This is a genomic window from Chthoniobacterales bacterium, from assembly GCA_035274845.1.
Lineage (GTDB): Bacteria > Verrucomicrobiota > Verrucomicrobiia > Chthoniobacterales > UBA10450 > AV80.
In genome coordinates, this window is record DATENU010000002.1 from 163,303 (window position 1) to 184,104 (window position 20,802).

The window sequence follows — 20,802 nt, forward strand, 5'->3', positions numbered from 1 at the left end:
TGGCGTGGTTGCGAACGGCGGTGCGTTCGTGCCAAGCTGCGAGATGTTGCCGCAGTTGCCGATTCCTCCCGAGGAGTGGCTCATCAATACTAACGATGAATTTCGGAAGCTGGAACTTCCGGCTGGCGAGCGGCCGTTCCGAGCCTTGGAGCGCTGGGCGGAACAAAACGACCAATCTGGGCCGCGTTTCAATCTGCTATTATCACATTTGTCGACGGCAGCCTTCGCTGCGATCTACGCGTTCTTCAAAGAGCACACTTCGCTGGGGCGGGAGCATGCTGCGCCTTTTCGCCAGACATGCTTCCTCTATGACACGGCGTTCTGGCCCGTGATCGTCCCGATGATCTATGGACAATGCACAGTCGATCCGATTCGATTCGTCGTCGGGATGCCGCCGGCGCTCTTCACGCATCTTGGTTGGAACTCCACCGCGCGTGACGAATTGGATGCGCATTGGTTCGACTGCGAACACCAGATGAACCGCCAAAGATTCATCGACGACGCGAATGTGCCTGAACTGGCCCGAGAGTTCTTGGCCGGTGGAGAAAAGGCGCTTTTGGCGGCTGCCGAGAGTTTGCTCGCGGTCCCGCCGAATCAAAAAGCAGGAGAGCTCTCGCGCGACGCGTTCGAAAGCACGCTCAAAGGTTTGGCTGTTGTGAAAGCGGGGCTCAGTGCCGAACGTGCACGAAAGAGGATCAGCCATGATCTTCGGCTGGTCGTCCAAGAATGTGCGGGCGCGTTACCGACAGCAGAATGCGCTCGATTGGAAAAGGCGCCTCCGCTTTATCCGACGGTCGGTGCGCGTTACGAGAAGGGCGCGCTTGCGTCGCAACGTCTGTGGGAGTGCTATCGTGAAGCGCAGCATGCAATGGCGGTCAGCCTGCGGATAATTGCTGGCGAGCTGATGCCGTAGGCGATGAGCGTTTCACCGTGATGATCTGCGCACACGCAGCGGCGCGTCCGGTTTCCGAGAGGGAGCATGGGCCGGAAGACCGAGAGCACCGTGAGGACGGCGCAGATGATCACACCTCCGACAGGCAAACCCGGAGTCTGTGCCGAGCGACAGCGAACACAGTCTCCCGCGCGAAGCGCATCAAAGGTGGTTACGCCGCAATCTTTTTTCGTGCGCTGGCCGCGGATGCTGTTTGGACCGGCAATGGTTCTCTCTAAATTGATCAAATGCGCGGTGCCCTGAAATTTCTCGATCGTGCCGGCTCTACCGGCGCGTTGATTGCGGCAATCGCTGCTCCCTGTTGCTTTCCGGTATTCGCGGCCGCTAGTGCGGCCGTCGGGCTGAGCACGCTCGGCCGGTACGAAACGGCCGTGCTTTATATCTTCCAAGCGTTCGCGGCACTCGCGCTAGTCGGGTTGATTTTGGCTACCCTGGAGCATCGGCGACCTGGTCCCATTATATTGGGATTCGTCAGTGCAGCGGTTCTTGGCTACGCGTTTTATTTCTCCATGACGCCAACCGCTCTTTACACCGGCTTGGGAGGGTTGCTGGTCGCGACGATTTGGAATCGGTTCACCGCCGGCAAAAGAAACAAAAGGGCAGCTCCGGTTCTCAACTCAGTTATCACTTGCCCTCGATGTGGACATCGCAGCGAACAGACAATGCCGACGAATGCTTGTGTGTTTTTCTACGATTGCCTCGCTTGCCATGCGCGCCTTAAACCGGAGCCCGGAGATTGTTGCGTGTTTTGCAGCTACGGTTCCGTTCCATGTCCACCCATTCAGACCGGCAAAGTCTGCTGCGCCTGAATTTATCGCAGGTCTTTGACCACTGTTTGACTGAGAACAGCATGGAACTTCTCCGGCTCTTGGAGTTGGGGCCAATGACCGGAGTTTTCGAACCAGATGAGCTGTTTGCCTCGGGGCGTATCGAGCGCGGCAAAGTAGCGCTCAGCCATCGCTGCAGAAACCGTCACCTGTCGATCATGTCTCCCTTCGAAAAGATAAACCGGAACGTCGATCCGCGGTGCGTCGCGCAATAGGTTCGTCTTGTAAAACACTTCGCGCCACAGCTCGTCGAAGGAAGTTCGTACGCCCCAGGCAAGATTCATGAGATCGCGCCACGAATAAACTGGCGATGCGAACGCCAATCGAACAAATTGGAGGCGACTGATTGGGCGGTAGTCAGCGGCGTTGAAATGAGCGACCCACCTCTTCATCGTACGGAAGTCGCGCATCGATTCGTACGGCGGTAAGCCGATTCGCTTCAGCTCGCGCGCAGCCTGCACCTGCGATGTTTGCTCTGCTCGTTCGAGCGCCCATTGATACATCATTCGTTCGGATTCCGGCGCGTCTGCGAATTGGCTGATGCCGACGTAGGCGAAGAACTTGTTGGGATCGCGCGCTACCGCAAGTGCACCAACCAGCGAACCCCACGAGTGGCCTACAACAACCAACTTTTGCGCACTGAAGCGTTTCAAGAGTAGATCGGTCAGCTCGCGTGTGTCGGAAACAAATTGTTCAACGTCGAGCGACTGCTTCGGCGCCGGATAAGACTTGCCAGCGCCACGCTGGTCCCAGTGCACGACGACGAAATCTCTTTCGAGAGCGGTGTTCACGTGGGCGAAAGGCATCTCGGGGAATCCAGGACCACCATGCAGAAAGAGCAATAGCGGTTTCGTCCGATCCCAGCCGCGAATCAAAATCCATTGATCCGTGCCTCCAAGGGAAACCGTTTCAAGCGAATCGATGCCGCTCGGCGATGTGATCGAAATTCGCGCAGCAACCCTGCGCTGAAGAACAAGGCGCGAAACGACGAGGCCGGTCGCTATCAAGCCCAAGAGAATGAAGCCCCACGTCAGCAAGCGCTTCATCCGCTCATCGTTTCTTCGCCAGAAAATAAAGAGCGAACGAAAGCATGGCGAAACCGAAATCTTCAAACGCCATGGCCCAGTTCAGCGGATGCGGAAACAAAATTCCGAAGCATCCGCAATCGGGCAATCGAATGCCACGAAGCAGCGCAATCACGGTCGCTACGAAATAGCCAAGATGAAAGATCACGGCAGCGAGAGCCGCCTGCGGCAGGCGCCAGTTGGAGAATAACCACGCTGCCAAGACCAATTCAAGAAGCGACGCCAGAACACCGAGCGGCAGTAGGCTCCAGCGCGGAAATATCCGCCATGCCGCCAGCGCTTCGGCGAAATGTCGATTATCCAAAAGCTTTCCGATTGCGGCGACGAACAAGACTCCGCCGATTAGGATACCAAGCGTGATCTTCAAAAACTTCATGGAGAGTTTTTCATGCTGCGAGAACGCCAGAGGACGTAGATCACCGGGTAGAGCAAAAGTTCGAGAAGTGCACTTGTAACAACACCGCCGATCATCGGCGTAGCGATGCGCTTCATGACATCGGCGCCGGCTTCGGTGGCGGGCGACCACATTATGGGCAGCAGCCCAAAGAGAATTGCGCAGACCGTCATGATTTTCGGCCGGATGCGCTGAACGGCGCCTTCTTTCACCGCTTCGTGAAGGTCATCGATGGAATTCATCCGGCCTCCGGCCCGAAATTTTTCCCAGGCGTGATCGAGATAGAGCAGCATGACCACGCCTGTCTCTGCGTCGAGTCCGGCAAGGGCGATTATTCCCACCCAGACGGCCACACTCATATTGTAGCCGAGCAGCCAGATCAGCCAGAACGCGCCGATGAGTGAGAACGGCACGGCCAGCAAAACGATCGCAGTCTTGGTCAGCGATTTCGTGTTCATGTAAAGCAACACAAAGATGATGAGGAGTGTGAACGGGATGACGACCTGGAGTTTCTTCAGCGCCGCTTGCAGGTACTCGAATTGTCCTGCCCACTGAATGTAATAACCGGGCGGGAACTGAATTGTCTGGCCAAGTTTCTGCGACGCCCGCCGCACATAGCCGTTGATGTCGCTTGTTGTGATGTCGACGAAGACAAAGCCGACGAGCTGCCCGTTTTCATCCCGGATTGATGGCGGACCGGTTTTGTATTTAATATCGGCCAGCATCGAGATCGGCACTTGCGCGCCTGTCGGCGTGGCGACAAGAACGCGTTTGAGCGCGTCGAGGTCCTCGCGAAAATCGCGCGCATAACGAACGCTGACCGGATACCGCTCGCGTCCTTCTACCGTGGTCGTGATGTTCTTTCCACCAATGGCGCTTTCGACGACATCATTTACGTCGGCCACCTTCAACCCGTAGCGCGCGGCGCTTTCGCGATTCACTTCGAAATCGAGGAAATAGCCGCCTGTCGTCCGCTCCGCGTAGGCACTGCGCGTATCAGGGAAATCGCTTAGCGCTTTCTCAATCTGCACGCCGATCTCCTGGATCGTGCGCAAATCCGGTCCAAAAATTTTAATGCCGACTTTGCTGCGGAAGCCTGTCGTGAGCATTTCGGTCCGCGTTTGGATCGGCATCCAGAAGATGTTCGCCATGCCGGGGGTTTTGATGTTGGCGTTCATCTCGGCGGTGATCTTGTCCCACGTCATTCCAGGTCGCCATTGAGCCGGCGGTTTGAGCGTCACCACCGTCTCAAACATTGAGAGCGGCGCAGGGTCGGTGGGCGATTCGGCCTGCCCGGCTTTCCCGAAAACGGTCTGCACCTCCGGGATTTTCCTGAGTTGTCGATCTTGTATCTGAATGATCTTTGTTGCCTCGGTGATCGACATGCCGGGCACAGCGGTGGGCATGTAAAGGATCGTTCCTTCGTTCAGCGGCGGCATGAATTCGGAGCCAAGCCGCTTGAAGGGGATGATCGTGATCGCGAGCAACAATGCGGCGACGGCGAGAGTCATAACCCGATGTCGCAGCACGAAGTTCACGATGGGCTGGTAAGCCCAAATCAGAAATCGATTCACCGGGTTCTTCGCCTCCGGCTTGATCCGCCCACGAATCAACAGCGTCATGAGCACCGGCACCAGCGTTATCCCGAGAAGAGCGGCGAAGAACATTGAGAACGTCTTCGTGAACGCCAGGGGCTTGAACAACCGGCCTTCCTGCGCTTCGAGCGAAAAGACCGGAATGAAACTAACGGTGATGACCAGCAGCGAGAAAAAGAGCGGCCTGCCGACTGATTTCGCCGCTGCGATGATCGTGCTAATGCGTTCGCGCGCGTCTGGCTCGCGCCCGTTCTCTTCCCGGAAGTGCTCAAGGAATTTGTGCGCGTTCTCCACCATGATGATGGCTGAATCGACCATCGCGCCGATGGCAATCGCGATTCCGCCTAACGACATGATGTTGCTCGTCAGTCCGAGCCGGAACATCGGCAGGAACGAGAGAATGATCGCGATCGGAAGCGTGATGATGGCGACAAAAGCCGAACGGAGATGCCAGAGAAAAATGATACAGACGAGTGCAACGACGATGCTTTCTTCAATCAGCTTCCGGCGCAGCGTCGCAATCGAGTTCTTGATCAAGTCGCTGCGATCATACGTCGGAACAATCTTCACTCCTTCGGGGAGGGAGCCTTTGATTTGCTCCAGCTTCTTTTTGATGCCGTCGATGACGGTGAGAGCGTTTTCGCCGTAACGCATCACGACGATCCCACCGACACTCTCGCCTTTCCCATCCAGCTCTGCGATGCCACGGCGAATGTCGCCGCCGAGGTGCACGACCCCGACATTCTTCACGTAAACCGGTGTGCCGTTTACGACCTTCAGCGGGATGTTCTCGATGTCTGCGACGCTTTTGATGTAACCGCGTCCGCGCACGAAATACTCTGTCGTTGCGACCTCGAATGTCCTTCCCCCGACATCGGCGTTGCTCGCCTTGATCGCGCTCACCACATCGGCAAGAGGAATGCCGTAGCTGACTAGTTTGTTCGGGTCGAGATCGACCTGATATTGCTTTACGAATCCGCCCACGGGCGCGATTTCCGCAACGCCTTTCACCGAGGAGAGCGCATAACGCAGATTCCAATCCTGAATGCTGCGAAGCTGCGCCAGGTCGTGCTTGCCGCTTTCATCAACCAGCGCGTATTCGAAAACCCAGCCGACACCTGTCGCGTCCGGGCCGATGACCGGGTTCACGCCTTCCGGCAGCGAGCCGCGAACCGCGTTCAGGTATTCGATCACGCGCGATCGCGCCCAATAAATGTCCGTGCCGTCCTGAAAAATGACGTAGACGAACGACTTGCCGAACATCGATTCGCCGCGAACAAACTTCACTTTCGGCGCGGCGATGAACGTGCTGGAGATCGGATAGGTGATTTGATCTTCGATCAGGTCGGGCGAGCGGCCTTCCCAATCGGTATAAACGATTACCTGCACGTCGCTCAGGTCGGGAATCGCATCGAGTGGCGTGCGCTGAAGCGCCCAAATTCCACCTGCGACACCGAAGATGACGAAAACAAGAACGAGGAACTTGTTTCGCGCGCTCGCTTCAATTACGCGCTCGATGAAGGTCACGCGCGGAGCGCCGGGAGACGATGTCGGTTCGTTTACCACGACTTTAGCGCTCCTTGGATTTTCGATTCGGCGTCGATCAGAAAATTCGCGCTCGCAACGACGCGTTCGCCTTCACGCAATCCGCTTTTGACCGCGTAAACGTCACCGTACTTTCCGGCGAGTTCGAGGAAGCGCGGTTCGAGTTTTCCCTCGCCTTTATCCACGAAGGCGATGTTTCTCTCGCCTGTCGGCATCACTGCGCTTACCGGAACGACGAGCGACCGGCCCATATCCATCTCCAGCAGAAGATCGACATACATGTCGGGCTTCAGTTTGAGTTCCGGATTCTGAATGTCCGCGCGAACGCGGCCGGTTCTCTTTGCGGGATCGATGAACGGATCGACCAGCGTGATCTGGCCTCCGAATTTCTCCCCGGGATAAGACGATGAAGTGACGTTGATCTCCTGGCCGACTTTCAGCATCGGCAGTTCGTCCTGGTAAAATTCCCCCCAGACCCAGACAACCGATAGGTCCGCTACTTCCACCAGCGGACTGCCGACGGAGACATTCGCTCCTTGCGTAACGGGGAGGCTTTGCACCACGCCATCCACTTGCGAGAGAATCGGCAATGATTCCTGCGGCTGCTTTGTTCGCTCGATTTCGGCGATCTGTTCATCCGTGATATTCCAGAGTTTCAGCCGACGCTCCGCCGATTCGATTAGTCCCTGAAAATCTTCGCGTGCCGAATGCGCGTTCGCGCTCGAACGATCGCGCGTGCGCAGTAGATCAATTAATTCGCGTTGCGTCGTCAATAATTCCGGGCTGTAGAGCTTCATCAAGACCTGGTTTTTTTTCACGGTCTCGCCCGGCGCATTCACGCCTAGCTCCTGCACGTATGCGCTCGTGCGTGAAACGACGCGCCAGACACGTTGCGTCTCCGGCATCACGCGGCCGATAGCGCGAATCGTGTGCAGGAGCGGTTTCGTTTCGACAGTGGCGTAAGTCACGCCAATCTGTTGCTGCCGCTCGACAGGGACGACGAACTCGCGAGGACGTTCGGCGGCGGCTTTCGTGTCGCCGCTCTTCATGCCTGACATTCCCGGCATGTTCTCCATGCCTTGCATGCCGCCAGCCGACGTAGGCGAAGCCGTGCTCGCGCTAGTTTTCATCACGGGCACGAGTTGCATGCCGCAGATCGGACACTTGCCCGGGTCTTTCGCGTGCACCGACGGATGCATGGTGCAGGTCCAGTAATCGATGCTGCTGTCCTTTCCGTTGCCCTGCTTGGAGCACGCCGGCGTGAACATGATGAGCAGCGCGGCAACACCGAATCGCAACAGCGCGTTATGAAAGAGTCTCTTCATTTTGATTGCCTCCTCGTTTGAAGGGTTTCTCGCGCGAGCGGCTGCTCGATCCCGACGATGGCGTCCAGCTCCGCCCGAGCGGTTTCGTAGTCCGCGAGATGATTAAGGGCTGTCGATTCCGCGTCCTGCAGAACCCGTTGCGCCGTGATCAGCGCGAGAAAATTCGCGCTGCTTGTTTCGTAGGCGGTGCGGTTCGATTGCACGCTTTGGCGTGCGAGCGGAACAATCTTGTCGCGATACAGCTCGTAATGATGCGCAGCCGTCGTGATCTTCGTTAGCTGGTCGCGCACCAATCCAAGCGTCTCGGTGCGCGTGCTCTCTTGTTCGTGCTGCGCACTTTCCAGATTGCGCTCTGCCTCGGTCGTAGCCGCGGAATATTTTCGCGCGTTGAAGAACGGCAGAGGAATCGAAACGCCGACGTCCAACTCACTGACGGCTTGACTGGCTTCGTTGTAACGTTGTGCTTGAACGTTGACCGTAGGATCGGGCACCCACTGCCGATTCGCCAACTGGACGCGAAACTTCTCCGCGTCGACGCGACTTTGGGCGCGTTGCACTTCCGGCCGCGCGGCCAGCGCCATGGCCTGAAGTTGTGGCAAGGAAAAACGGATTGGCTCGAAGGCAATTGTTGCTGGCTCCGCAATCGTCGATTGCGGCGGCCGATTCATCAGCACATTCAGCGCGGTCTGCGCATCGGAGACGCGCCGGCGAATGTCTGATTCGATTTCGCTCAGTTTGGCCGCGTCGGTTTCGGCGGTAAGCACGTCGGCCTGCGCGGCGTTGCCAACCTCGTAACGATCGCGACTGATCTTGGCGAATTGGTTAAGCAGTTCGACGTTGCGACGATTGACTTCGAGCTGCGCGTATTCGTTGGCCAGCCGGTAAAACGCAATGCGCGTGCGCGAAATCACATCGAGCTGTGTCCGCCGCAGATCTTCAAAGGCGGCGCCCGCTTCCGCCGTCGCTGCTCGCGCGCGACTTAGGTTTTTTCCGGTGATCGGAACTTCCTGCTGAAGCGCGAAAGTCTGATCCATGAACGCATTTGGCGGGATCGAGACATATCGCTGAACGCGCGACATGCCTTGTGCGCGCAAGTCTTCCCAAGCGGCGGCTTGCGGCACGCGCGCCTTCATCGCCTGCCACTTTTTCTCCGCTGCTTTGAGCGCGGGATTGCTTGTCAGGACGACGCTAGTGACCTGATCCAGCGAAAGCCGGCCGCCCCGAACGGCCGACTCCCCATCACCCGCCGTGGCGGGCGAGACGGTCAGAAGTAGAATTAAAGTAAGATATAAAAGGTAAGTTGTTTTCATTGATCCAGGACTGCGGTTGAAACACGAAGTGCGTGTGCCAGTCGGGTCGAAGACTCGCCGTGGCGAGCTCGGACAATGGGCACACCTCGGGTGTCAGCGTCCTTGGATCAGATGAGAAACGTGCAGAAAAGCGCAAGTCTTGGCGGCGAATGCGCGGCGAAATCTGCGCTACGAAAAACAGGCGATGCTTTGGGGAGTTGAAGCGGCAGCGGGATGGCTACGGCCGGAGCAATCGTCGCGATCTGTTGATCGGAACTGGATTTACTCAGCGGTTGAACCGGTGGCCCGGTCCGCTCGTGTGATGTCGCGCAACAGGTTTTGTTTGCGCAGCAGCCTGGCTCGCACGCCTTCTCACTCGGAGTATTCGTCACAAAACACGGCACCGCAGCAGGCAAGCGAACTGTCGCCGTTAAAAGCGCCAGTCCTACCGCGAGGGCGACCGTGATCTTGCCGGACATCACCCGTTTTATAGCACAAGGAGCGCCATTAGGCGAAAGCTAGTCTGGGGTGGTTGCGGTGAGCCATCCCCGTGATGATCTGCGCACCCGCAGTGGAGCGTCCGGCAGTCCGCATGGGAGTGTGGGGCGGAACAGCTGAGAGCTCTGCGAGGACGGCGCAGATGATCACCTACAACGGGCAGGCAAACTCGCGAGTCTGTGGGGAGACAGGGCGGGACACAGTCTCGCCGCGGCGCAGCCGCTATCAAGCGTGGCGAACATAGCTGTTCGGCCAGAGAATGGCCCGTCGAGGAATTCCGTCACGCATTTCATGGGCGTCGGTCAGATAAAAAGGTGACCTGGATGACCTCGTCCGAATTTTCCACGATGATTAGGCAGCAGTTGTAAGCGTTCGCGTTTTTGAATTCGCCTTAAAAGACCGTGCAGCGTCGCGTAAAATATTTCTCGCCCGTCCTCTTTTTCTTATGCATAGAGGAATGTGCCCTACCGGATTTCTGGCCACGAATCCTTTCCCTGCCGCTACGCCTGGCTTCCCAAGGCGGTGTCGTGGGTTGAGCGAAAACCGCAACTGTTTTCCGACGAGCCGCAGGCGATGGTCGATCTTGGCGTAGGCAAAAACATGGTGCGCTCCATCCGGTTTTGGGCGCAAGCCTCCGGCATGATTGAAACGGCGCGGAAAGAATCTGGCTATGCCGTCACAGACTTCGGTCGCATGATACTCGGCGAAGATGGCGCGGACCCTTTTCTCGAGGACCTTCGCACGCTGTGGTTAGTGCATTGGAAGCTTTCCACGATACAACCATCGCTTCTCGCTTGGGACTATTTGTTGAATCGCTGGCAGGATCCGAAGCTTGTTCCGAGTACTGTAGTCAAAGCGCTCCAGAAAGAGGCAGAATTGCAGGATCAGCATCTATCCGCGGCGACGATCCAACAGCACTTCGATACTTTTCTTCACACGTACGTCCCCACGCGTGGACGCAAGGGAGAAGTGCAAGAAGATAACCTCGACTCACCTCTGGTCGAACTTGAGCTCTTGATCAAAGCGGGCGATCGCGAACTGGACGTAGGGGGGCGTCACGAAACAATTTACGCTTTCCGCCGTGAGGAAAAGCCGGATATCTCTCCGGAGCTGTTCATCTATTGTGTGGCCGATTTTTGGCTCCGGCGGCATCCGGAAGAGGAGACGTTGCCGTCTAAAGTCCTCGCGACTGATTATGGAAGCCCCGGACAGATTTTCAAGATTCCGGAGGAGGATATCCGCTCTCGTTTGGCAACGATAGATCGAGATTCCGGAGGAGCGCTCAGTTTCAGTGAGGCGGCCAGTCTGCAGCAGCTTCGACGGCGCGGTGATCTAGATCTGAAGGAATTGCTGTCGACCATTTACGCTTTGGAGGGTGTGAATGTCTGAGAAGCGAATCGCGGACGTCCTTGACATCGAAACTCGATTCTTGCGATCCGCACACCTCGAACGCGATTTTCGCGATGCAGCGGCGGCGCTGAAGGGATACGTCCTCACGGATTTTACCCGATCCTCTCTGGGGCGCATCGCTGAGGGACTGAAGCCCCGCTCCGGTCACCGGGCTTGGCGTATCACCGGCCATTACGGAGCCGGGAAATCAAGCTTTGCAGTGCTTTTGGCGCATTTTCTCGCCGGTCGGGAATCGAATCTACCGCCGCAGATCCGCAGTGTCACCCACTTCGGGAAAAAGCGGCCACAGTTTCTGGCAGTGTTGGTCACGTGCGCCCGCCAGCCATTGTCGATTTCGATCCTGAACTCACTCCAGCGAGCGGCCAGCGATACCTACGGTCACCGGGCTAGGCGGGGTTTGGCGGGAGAAATCAGTCGGCTCGCCGATTCGAAATCGCAGCCGACGGATGACCAAATCCTAGAGCTAGTCACTCGTTTCAATACACAGCTGATCGTTGATTCGAAAGCCAAGGGCTTAGTGCTAATTTTAGACGAGCTTGGGAAGGCGCTAGAATACGCGGCCCTTCATCCGGAGCGGCAGGACATTTTTCTCCTACAGCGCCTTGCAGAGACTGCATCGCGTAGCGCTGAAGAACCCTTGTTCATCATTAGTTTGCTTCATCAGGGGTTCAGCGCCTATGCCGATCAGCTTGACCAATCAACCGAGCGGGAATGGGAAAAGATCGCCGGCCGTTTCGAGGAAATCGTGTTTGAACAGCCAATTGAAGAAATAGCTGAACTCATCGCCTCCGCTTTGCAGGTTTCCCTTCGAAAGATCCCTCAAGATCGGTCCGACGAAATCATGGACGCTGCCGATCAGTTGGCGGATCTCGGATGGTTCGGCGCTACCCCGCTTAAGAATGCCCCCGCATTAGCCGTTCAGCTCTTCCCGTTACATCCGAGCGTATTGCCAGTGCTCATTCGAACCTTCCGCCGCTTCGGCCAAAATGAGCGTTCTCTTTTCAGCTTCCTTCTATCAAACGAACCTTTCGGTTTACAGGCTTTTGCCGAAAAGCCGCTTAAGGACGGTGGATTATTCCGGCTTCACGATCTTTACGACTACGTCCGCGCGAACTTTGGTTACCGACTGGCCGTTCAGACCTACCGCAGTCATTGGAATTTGATCTCTTCGATGATCGACAGCTTCGCCACTGAGGATGAATTGGAGAAACGACTGCTTAAAACGGTCGGAATTCTTAACCTGCACGATGACGATGATCTCCCTGTCACCGACAAATTGGTTCTCTGCGCTGTCGCCGGCAGCGACCGAATGTCTCGAGGGGCGGTTAAATCCGCTTTGCAGAGGCTGCGGACCGGGAAACGCGTGCTTTGGGATCGCGGTGCGCGCGGCCTTTGCCTTTGGCCTCACACGTCGGTTAACCTCGACAAAGCCTACGACGACGCCAAACAGAAAACCTCGACCGCGTCCCAGCGAGTAGCCCCGTTCGTCAAAGAGTTTCTTGAGACTCGGCCCATCGTCGCGCGGCGGCATTATATTCAAACGGGCAATCTCCGTCATTGGGACGTGCGCTACTGTTCCGTCGCCGAACTCGCCAGAGCACTAGACGAGGACTCATCTAATGCAGATGGGGTGATCCTCGTGCCGTTGTGTGAAACACCGGAAGAGCATGAGGCAGCGAAAAAGTGCGCGAAATACGCTTCACTGAAAGAGCGAGAAGCATGGCTGCTCGCCGTCCCTCAGCCGCTCAGCAATTTAGCCAGCCTGGTTCAGGAAGCACGACGCTGGGATTGGGTCTCCACTCATGTTCTTGAGCTCAATGCGGACAAATACGCCCGTGAGGAAGTCGCGCGGCAGAAGGACGCTGCTCGGTTACAACTAGCGCATCGAATTCAAAGCTTTGTCAGTTTCAAGCAGTTCAAGACAGAGACCTCCCTATGCTGGTTTCATAAGGGCAAAAAGCAGGCGATCGCTAATGGTCGTCAACTTCTCGAAAAGTTGTCTGAAATTTTCGACCAGATTTATCCCGATGCGCCCCGCATCCAAAATGAGCTCGTAAATCGACGATCGCTCAGTTCTGCGGCCGCGGCGGCGCGGATGAGATTGATGGAACGGATGTTCGAGAACGCGGACAAGCCCTGGTTGGGAATGGACCCGAACAAAAAGCCGCCGGAAATGTCGATCTATCTTTCCGTTCTCAAGAATTCAGGAATCCACCAGCCAGCTGGCGACTCTTGGCGAATTGGCACGCCTGACCAAACTTTGGACAAGCCCTGCCGAGTCATTCCCTCGCTCGCATTCATCCAGGAGATTGTTGAACGCGAACCCGACAAGCGCGTCAATGTCGCCACATTGTTCAATGATCTGCGCCGGCCTCCTCATGGAGTTCGCGATGGGTTGATGCCTCTCCTGCTCGCCGCGTTCGCGATCGAGCACGAGAAGGATGTCGCGTTTTACAACGACGGCACGTTTCTTCGCGAGATGAAAGGCGAGGCAATGCTGCTTCTTACGAAGGCCCCCGAGCGTTTCGATATTCAGCTTTGTAAGATCCAAGGAGTCCGCGCAGAGCTGTTCAGCAAGCTGGTCGCGCTTCTTCAGATCGATCGCTCGAAAGACCGCGAGGTTGAATTACTGGACGTGGTGAGGCGCCTCTGCGTTTTCGTCGCTGAACTGCCGCCCTATGTCCGAAATACTAGCAAACTCTCGCCGACCACGCTCTCAGTGCGTGACGCGATCCTCAATGCGCACGAGCCCGCGACGTTGCTCTTCTCGGACCTGCCGAAAGCCTGTGGATTCAAGCCTATCACTGCCAAACGCACCGACGGTAAAGGAGCGACGAAGTTCATCGAATCACTTCGAACCGCTTTGGATGAATTGAGGATGGCGTATCCTCAGCTCGAAGAGCGGTTACGTAAACAGCTTCGCGTCGCCTTCAATTTGCCCGGCTCCTTCCAATGCTTTAGGAAAAATCTCGCCACGCGAGCTGAACAGATTTTGCTCAGCATTACTGAGCCCAAGCTTCGTGCATTTTGCCTCCGATTAATCGATGAGAACCTGCCTGAGTCGGATTGGCTGGAATCTCTCGGGAGCTATTTGGCTCTGAAACCTCCTTCGAAGTGGCATGATGCAGAAGAGGACGGCTTCAATACCGCTTTGTCGGAGGCCTCATCCAGATTCCACCGAGTTGAGAGCGTTGTGTTTTCGAAGGGGCGACGGAAGAACGATTCTGCGATCCGGCTCGCTGTGACGCGGGCGAGCGGCATGGAGCATGAGGAGGTTGTGCATTTCAGTGCCGACGAGGAAGCAAGACTCCGAAAACTGGAACGTCAGTTCGAGGGCCTTTTAGCCGGCGACCATCGTCTTGCTTTAGCGGCCGCCTCTCGTGCTATTTGGAATAGCTTCGAAAAGAATGGGAAAAAATCAGATGGATAAACCTACGCGACACGTTCTTTGCATGTCTGGTGGAAAGGACAGCACAGCGCTCGCTCTCTTCATGCGAGATCGTGTCCCCGAGATGGAATATGTTTTCTGTGACACTGAGAAAGAGCTCACCGAGACGTATGAATACCTGAATCAGGTCGAAGCGTTTCTTGGAAAAAGGATCATTCGGCTCAATGCGGCGCGCGGGTTCGACCACTGGCTGGAAACGTTCGGAGGTTATTTGCCTTCTCCCCAGGTCCGCTGGTGCACCAAATATCTGAAGTTGTTTCCTTTCGAAGAATTTGTCGGTGATGATCCCGTGATCAGCTATGTGGGGCTCCGGGCTGATGAAGATCGTATCGGTTACATCAGCACAAAATCGAATATCACCGCGGTGTTCCCGTTCAAGGAAGCGGGAGTGGGTTACGCGGGTGTGATGAAGATCCTCCAAGACAGCGGGATCGGATTGCCGCCATATCTGAAGTGGGGCAGAACACATTCGGGTTGCTATTTCTGCTTCTTTCAGCGGCCGATCGAGTGGGTGCGGTTGCTGGAGACACATCCAGATCAGTTCGACAAAGCACAAAGTTACGAAAAGATCAGTGACGAGCCCGGCAAGACATTTACCTGGGTGCAAAGGATGCCACTGAGTGAACTTCGGAAGCCTGGAAATGTGGCCGCGATTAAGCGTCGTTATGCCGAAATCGAGCGACGCCGGAGCCTCAACCGGCCGAACAAACCCTTGATGCAAGTATTGGCGGGGATGGAAGACGAAGACGATGGGCCAAAGGCCTGCCTAATATGTCAACTGTGATTCATGGACCTGTCGAAGCTCTTTCGAGATTGCCACGCGTATAGCGCCGTCCAGTCATCGGCGGAGCTGCTACCGAAGGATCAGGCGGCTGTCTATGCGTTCTACGAGGCTCTGGATTTCTCCCGGGGATCATTAATCGATGAAATCGATACATTTGTCACGAAGTACGGTCGCGAAGTCTCCCTGAACAAAAGCCGTTGGCCCTTTCAGATTCACTTGAACTTTAGAGGAAACCCGAGTCGTTTTCGGGGCAAGGGCCGCGAACTCTGCCAGCAGCTACCTCCCGGCCAGCATCAACCTATCCGAGAACTCCTCCTGTTCCTTTCATTTCTCAACGAACCTCTTTACGTCGGAAAGACGGAAGATTTACGGACTCGTTTCCGTGCGCACCACGACAACGGCTTTCTGTGGTCGATGAAAGAAACGCATAAGCGTCCACCGAATGAATTCGTTTTGTTCGCGATGTTCATGGATGCAGCGCACGTTCGCTTGATCGAAAGCGTTCTCATTCAGACGATAAATCCGCCATTCTGCGACCAAAAGACGTGATCTATATGAAATTGCGCAATCTCACTCCAACCTTCATCGAATATCATGCCCTTCGTGGTAGTTACGGACGTGTAATATACTTTGTTACCAAAACCTCACTTCGCGACACAGCGGAGAATCTTACATTAGCCCCACAAGACGCTCTCACTTTTAGCGAACGCATACAGCGAGTTGTAAACACGAAGCGGGTTGAGCGGGAGATCGTTCCGTATTTGGAGCATAATGATTTGCGCTTTTTTAATGCGCTTGTTTGCATTCTTCTGCCTGATTCAAATTCGATGCAGGGATTTTGGGATTTCGAAGAGTACAAGGATGATCAAGGCATTCCAATCGGAGGCCTCGGCAAGCTCAAAATAGTTAAGGAAGTCGGTCGAATTGTCTTGGACGGACAGCATCGATTCGTTGCGCTTCAGCAATACTGGAAGGCTAAACGAGATGCCACGGGACCAGATACCGACGTCGACATCGCGATCGTGTTTGTAATTGTTGATGAGTTGGGCCGCATAGGAAAAAAGACACCAGACGTTCGTACTAAGACAATAGGAGCTGTGCGCAATCTTTTTGCCGTGTTGAACAAGACGGCGAGATCGGTAGACAAAACGACGTTGTTACTTATCGACGACACCAACATCTTCAACGTCATGACGCGATCGCTCATCGAGCAAAAGCTAGTTGACGAGTTGGTAATTAAGTGGACGGGCGGCGACAATCTTCAACCCCGAGACCCGTATTTTTCGACAATCAATGTTTTGAAAGATGCCCTAATCTACTACCTATCTGATTTCAGTGACGAACTCAGTATGGAATGTGGCACCGACACGGACCGAGATGAATTAATTAAGAAATACTACGAGAAAACGCCCGGCTTCGAAGTCAGTGCGGCAAAGGGAGTCTCGTACTTGTTTGAGCAGACTGGGCCGGTAAAGAACTGGCGGAAGCATCTGCGGCTCGCGCACGTGACGCTAATGCCTCAACCAGAGAGCATGCATTTGGATCGGACTCAGGCAAAGACCCTGGAGGCAGCGAGAACGGCACAGTTGTGCTTCACCGTCGCCGGCCAAAAGGTAATGTTTCGGGCGATGATCGAAGCGTTTCGGCATCAACCGCGCCGGGACCAAGCCGCGCTTGAGAAAGTGGGCAAAAAGGTCTCGGGATTAATTGATCGTGGCTTTTTCAGTCGAAAACCCGAGGACGCGAATCCGTTTTTCGGGTTGATGTTTGATGCTAAGGGCCGAATGAGCTGGGCTGAAGGGCCTGTTGATTTAGCGAGGCGGATCTTAGCTATAGCGGCCGGGAGCCCCGCCGATCGCAAGTCGGTGTGCAGCGATTACGAAGCTCACACCTCGCGCCCAAGTTCGATCGTGACTGAATATTGGAAGAGAGCGGGTGCCTGACCGGATGAAGCTGGGTGGAAATGAGCGTAATCGAGATATCGCGAAGACTGTGGAACGAACTCATCGTTGCAGACGCTGAAGACTCCATAAGTGCGGCGCTACATTTCCACGAGCAAGCTGTGACATGGCGGCCTCTTGGCGATAACGAAAGCAATTTTGGAATAATCGAAAACCAGCAATCATCTCCGATTGCGGCCTTGATTGAGAAGATCACCAATTCCATCGATGCGATCCTGCTTAAGCGCTGTCTCGAAGCTGGCCTCGATCCAAAGTTGCCAGATGCGCCGGCCACGATGTCAGAAGCAATCGAGTCCTTTTTCGGCACTGCCTCCAAAGGCTGGCATCTAGCGCCGAACCGCCGCGCGCAGGCAGAGTCTATTCAAATTGTGGCGAGTGGTTCAACGAAGGCGCCATGCTTGCTGATCTACGATGATGGCGAAGGGCAGCATCCCGACGCGTTCGAAACCACATTCCTTTCGCTTCTACGCGGAAACAAGAATGAGATTCCGTTTGTTCAGGGCAAATACAACATGGGTGGAACGGGTGCGATCGTCTTTTGCGGCAAGCATCGGTATCACCTCGTTGGTTCGAGACGCTTCGATAAGAGCGGTGATTTCGGGTTCACTCTCATTCGCAAGCACCCTCTGACAGAGGACGAGGCAAAGACCAAGAAGAATACTTGGTACGAATACTTGAAGATCGACGACCAGATTCCGCGGTTTCCAATCGCTGATTTGGATCTCGGATTGGCCAACCGGACGTTTGAGACCGGCACCGTGATCAAGCTCTACGAATACGACCTGCCGGCGGGCACGCGCGGCGCGCTTCCACAAGAGCCGCGTCGGGCCATCGATCAATTCCTGTTCGAGCCGGCTCTTCCGATCTACCTCGTCGACACGCCAGAGCGCTATCCGCGCAACAAAGTCCTGCAAATTGATTGTTTCGGGCTCAAGAACCGACTGGAGCGCGAGGAGAACAAATATGTCGAGACGAAGTTCTCGATTGATGAAACCGATCACGATATCGGGCGGATGAAGATCACCTGTTACGTCTTTCGAGCTAAGGTGGAAGACCGTTCGGTCAAGGAAACGAGGGACATCGTTCAGACCGAGTTTTTTCACGACAGCATGACGGTGCTGTTCAGCCTCAATGGTCAAGTGCATGGCCACTTCAGACCAGAATTCATCACGCGAACTCTGAAGATGCCTCTGCTCAAGAATCACCTTCTGATTCACGTCGATTGCACCGGGTTGAGCTACGATTTCCGGAGCGAATTATTCATGGCCTCGCGCGACCGCTTGAAGTCGGGCGACGACACGGCGGAATTGCGTAGACGCGTCGCTTCCGCTCTGCAGAAGAGCGAACTCGCAGAAATCTACAAGCGAAGGCAGAACGCGATCTCGGTCGAGGGAGGCGACGCGAAGGATCTGCTGAAAGCTTTCTCGAAGGACCTGCCCTTTAACAAAGACCTGATGCGCCTGCTCAATCAGACGTTCAAGATCGAGCAGCACGACAGTACGAAAAGGGAGCGAGAGAAGCCGGAGGTGCGGAAGCCGGTCAAAACGAAGGAACCCTTCGAGGCGAAACGCTATCCATCGTTCTTTCGGCTGAAGAGCGGGAAAGGCGAGCCGTTTATCCACATCCCTTCGGGAGACGACAAAACCGTCCGGTTCGCTACCGACGTAGAGGATAACTACTTCGATCGGTCGGAAGATCCGGGCGAATTGAAAGTTTCGGTCCTGCAATTCCGCCGAAATGAGCAAGGCGGCGGCAACGCGCAAGGACCAGTGACGGAGCCGGACAAGCTTCTCGACATCCGAAAATCGAGCCCAAAAGACGGTACGATTCGGATCGGCCTGCACACGACCGAAGAATTGAAGGTTGGAGACGAAGTCGAAATTCAAGCCCGGCTCGGAGGGCCGGAGGATCTGGAAGCCCGATTTTGGCTAAAAGTGGTCGAGCCACTGGCAAAGCCCAAAGAGACAAAGAAGGAAGAAGATAAGGAAGAGCCTCCGGGTCTCCCCGATTACGTTCTGGTCTACAAAGAGACCCGTGCCGACAACCCTGGCGTCATGACGTGGGAGAGACTCGGCGAGAGTAGTGTGGTGATGGATTATGAGGTCGTGATGCACCCGATGCTCAACGGCGAGGGGAATCTGGAGCGCATCTTCATCAATATGGACAGTCGTCCGCTTCGGAATCATTTCAGCAAGCAGACAGGCCTCAGCGTCGAAAGCAAAGAACTCGCTGAGAAGAAATATATCAGCTCGGTTTATTTCCACACCATCTTCCTCTTCAGTATCACGAAGAGCCGAAAATACGAACTCAAGCAGTCGGATAAAGACGTCGATGTTGGCGAATATCTAAAAGACGTTTTCAGCAGCTACTATGCGGATTTTCTTCTGAACTTCGGAAGCGAACAACTGATGGCGTCGCTCGCCGATTAGATCAGGATCGATTCGATCGGCTCATCTCAAATGCGGCGGGTAGCGGTCTTGTTTTGTATCCCTTCATCCCGAAGCTGGCGCGCACTTGTCGGCAAGGAGATTCCATCATCGACGTTGGATGAGGAAACACCTGACTTGAGTACCCGTTTGCTCGTACAACCTCACCGCCGGGAATCGCGCAGCACCATTTGATAAACGCGGCTCAAATCCGTTTTCGTCAGGCGCGTCAATGATGTGAACGGCCTCTTCATATTCAAACGGTCAGAGAGCTCGGGATAGTAAGTCTCGTTTCTTTTCCCCATGCTGTTCATCGCCGCTTTGATCGCTCTAATCCGCGAGGTGCGCCACTCATCGGGAGCTTTTGTCTTGTATCCGCTTGTCTGAATTGCTTTCTGCTGCCGATGCCATGCTTCGACAGCGTCCATGTCGGCGGAAAGCAGTGCGTCGCGTTTCGGCACCTTGAACCGCTTCAAGAGCCGTCCGCCCCATTCGCCGTAGGCTTCCTTTCGGGACTTGCCCATCGTGCCTTCGGCTAGCTCTTTGATCCATTCGCCAATTTGATGCTCTTCCGCAGGAGTGATGCTGCCAGGACGCCGCTCCAGGACTGTTTTGATGACGGGCGGTCGTTGATACTGATGAACCTCATTCCCATCACCAGCGATCTGAATGTTTCCACTTCCGCGGGCGCTTTGATGAACTGAGGCGTCGGCTGGTTTTCGGCGCGCACGGCCTTTTCGTCCGAGTGGAAAGTCATTTAGCATGAGCGCGAGGTGGTTCGCGAAGTCATCGCGGAACCGGCTTCGTGATTGAAATGTCCAACACGATCTGTGGGTTCTGAGTTGCTCGCGAAAGGCGGACAATCCCTTTACTTGGTCGACCGACGCGCCCGCGGGTAACGGCTCAAGATCAGAGAAGTAGATCATCACCTTTTTCCCAGCGGCGATAGCCCGTTGGATTTCTTCGACCGTGCCGGATTCTGCGCTCATCGTGGGAGTGCCGATTCGGGACCAGAAGATCGCGACCAGAATATCAGTTGAATCGATCAACTGCTTGTTTATTGCGCCTTGTCCAGTTTCCTGCGCGTCTGGGTAGCTGTCAGTCGACCAGTGCTGGTGTTTTACCCAAAACCCGCGTTGCTCGCCGTGTTGGCAATTCCAATCATTGATCGCCTCCGCTGCCAGCGCCATTTCTTTGGCAACGTCGGTCGGGCCGCACAAGGTCAGCTTGATCAGTTCAACACTGGAAGTGACTCCGCTCATT

Annotated in this window: 14 protein-coding genes; 8 read left to right on the forward strand and 6 right to left on the reverse strand. The window is 55.4% G+C overall.

Features of this window, described 5'->3' with window-relative positions; genetic code table 11:
• Positions 1-208 precede the first annotated feature (208 nt).
• Both VJU77_01090 and VJU77_01095 read left to right on the forward strand, forming a co-directional pair.
• Entirely contained in the window at positions 209-913 is a 705-nt protein-coding gene (locus tag VJU77_01090; protein ID HKP01930.1) for a hypothetical protein, read from the forward strand.
• Between the two features lie 599 nt (positions 914-1,512).
• Positions 1,513-1,761 carry a GDCCVxC domain-containing (seleno)protein gene (locus VJU77_01095; protein ID HKP01931.1) on the forward strand — a complete coding sequence of 83 codons (249 nt, stop codon included), beginning with the start codon at positions 1,513-1,515 and terminating at the stop codon, positions 1,759-1,761.
• 2 nt (positions 1,762-1,763) lie between these two features.
• Here VJU77_01095 and VJU77_01100 read toward each other — a convergent pair whose 3' ends face one another.
• From VJU77_01100 to VJU77_01120, 5 genes are read right to left on the reverse strand one after another with little or no spacing between them, the layout of a single operon-like run.
• Positions 1,764-2,825 (reverse strand): alpha/beta hydrolase, encoded by a 1,062-nt coding sequence (locus VJU77_01100; protein HKP01932.1) that lies wholly within the window; start codon positions 2,823-2,825, stop codon positions 1,764-1,766.
• A 4-nt stretch (positions 2,826-2,829) separates the two neighbouring features.
• Positions 2,830-3,240, reverse strand: coding sequence for a MauE/DoxX family redox-associated membrane protein (locus VJU77_01105; protein ID HKP01933.1), 411 nt, complete (start codon positions 3,238-3,240; stop codon positions 2,830-2,832).
• Positions 3,237-6,419, reverse strand: coding sequence for a CusA/CzcA family heavy metal efflux RND transporter (locus tag VJU77_01110; GenBank protein ID HKP01934.1), 3,183 nt, complete (start codon positions 6,417-6,419; stop codon positions 3,237-3,239). The genes VJU77_01105 and VJU77_01110 overlap by 4 nt, the downstream gene beginning before the upstream one ends.
• Positions 6,413-7,723 carry an efflux RND transporter periplasmic adaptor subunit gene (locus tag VJU77_01115; protein HKP01935.1) on the reverse strand — a complete coding sequence of 437 codons (1,311 nt, stop codon included), beginning with the start codon at positions 7,721-7,723 and terminating at the stop codon, positions 6,413-6,415. Before VJU77_01115 ends, VJU77_01110 begins: the two co-directional genes overlap by 7 nt.
• Complete coding sequence (locus tag VJU77_01120; protein HKP01936.1) at positions 7,720-9,033, reverse strand: TolC family protein; 1,314 nt, start codon at positions 9,031-9,033, stop codon at positions 7,720-7,722. Before VJU77_01120 ends, VJU77_01115 begins: the two co-directional genes overlap by 4 nt.
• Positions 9,034-9,969: 936 nt before the next feature.
• Between VJU77_01120 and VJU77_01125 the strand changes: the two genes are divergently transcribed.
• The 6 genes from VJU77_01125 to VJU77_01150 all read left to right on the forward strand — a co-directional run bounded on the left by VJU77_01125 (position 9,970) and on the right by VJU77_01150 (position 19,542).
• Positions 9,970-10,899, forward strand: coding sequence for a DUF4007 family protein (locus VJU77_01125; protein ID HKP01937.1), 930 nt, complete (start codon positions 9,970-9,972; stop codon positions 10,897-10,899).
• Positions 10,892-14,350 carry a hypothetical protein gene (locus VJU77_01130; GenBank protein ID HKP01938.1) on the forward strand — a complete coding sequence of 1,153 codons (3,459 nt, stop codon included), beginning with the start codon at positions 10,892-10,894 and terminating at the stop codon, positions 14,348-14,350. Before VJU77_01125 ends, VJU77_01130 begins: the two co-directional genes overlap by 8 nt.
• A complete protein-coding gene (locus tag VJU77_01135) occupies positions 14,343-15,152 on the forward strand; it encodes a phosphoadenosine phosphosulfate reductase family protein (GenBank protein HKP01939.1) in 810 nt (269 codons plus the stop codon). Before VJU77_01130 ends, VJU77_01135 begins: the two co-directional genes overlap by 8 nt.
• 3 nt (positions 15,153-15,155) lie before the next feature.
• Complete coding sequence (locus tag VJU77_01140) at positions 15,156-15,701, forward strand: GIY-YIG nuclease family protein (GenBank protein HKP01940.1); 546 nt, start codon at positions 15,156-15,158, stop codon at positions 15,699-15,701.
• Between the two features lie 5 nt (positions 15,702-15,706).
• Entirely contained in the window at positions 15,707-17,095 is a 1,389-nt protein-coding gene (locus VJU77_01145) for a DNA sulfur modification protein DndB (protein HKP01941.1), read from the forward strand.
• Positions 17,096-17,292: 197 nt separating this feature from the next.
• On the forward strand, positions 17,293-19,542 hold the full coding sequence (locus VJU77_01150) for a hypothetical protein (GenBank protein ID HKP01942.1): 2,250 nt from the start codon (positions 17,293-17,295) through the stop codon (positions 19,540-19,542).
• A gap of 161 nt (positions 19,543-19,703) precedes the next feature.
• On the opposite strand, the gene VJU77_01155 is transcribed toward VJU77_01150, so the two are convergent.
• Positions 19,704-20,802 (reverse strand): hypothetical protein (locus tag VJU77_01155; GenBank protein ID HKP01943.1); only part of this gene is annotated, 1,099 nt, incomplete at its 5' end.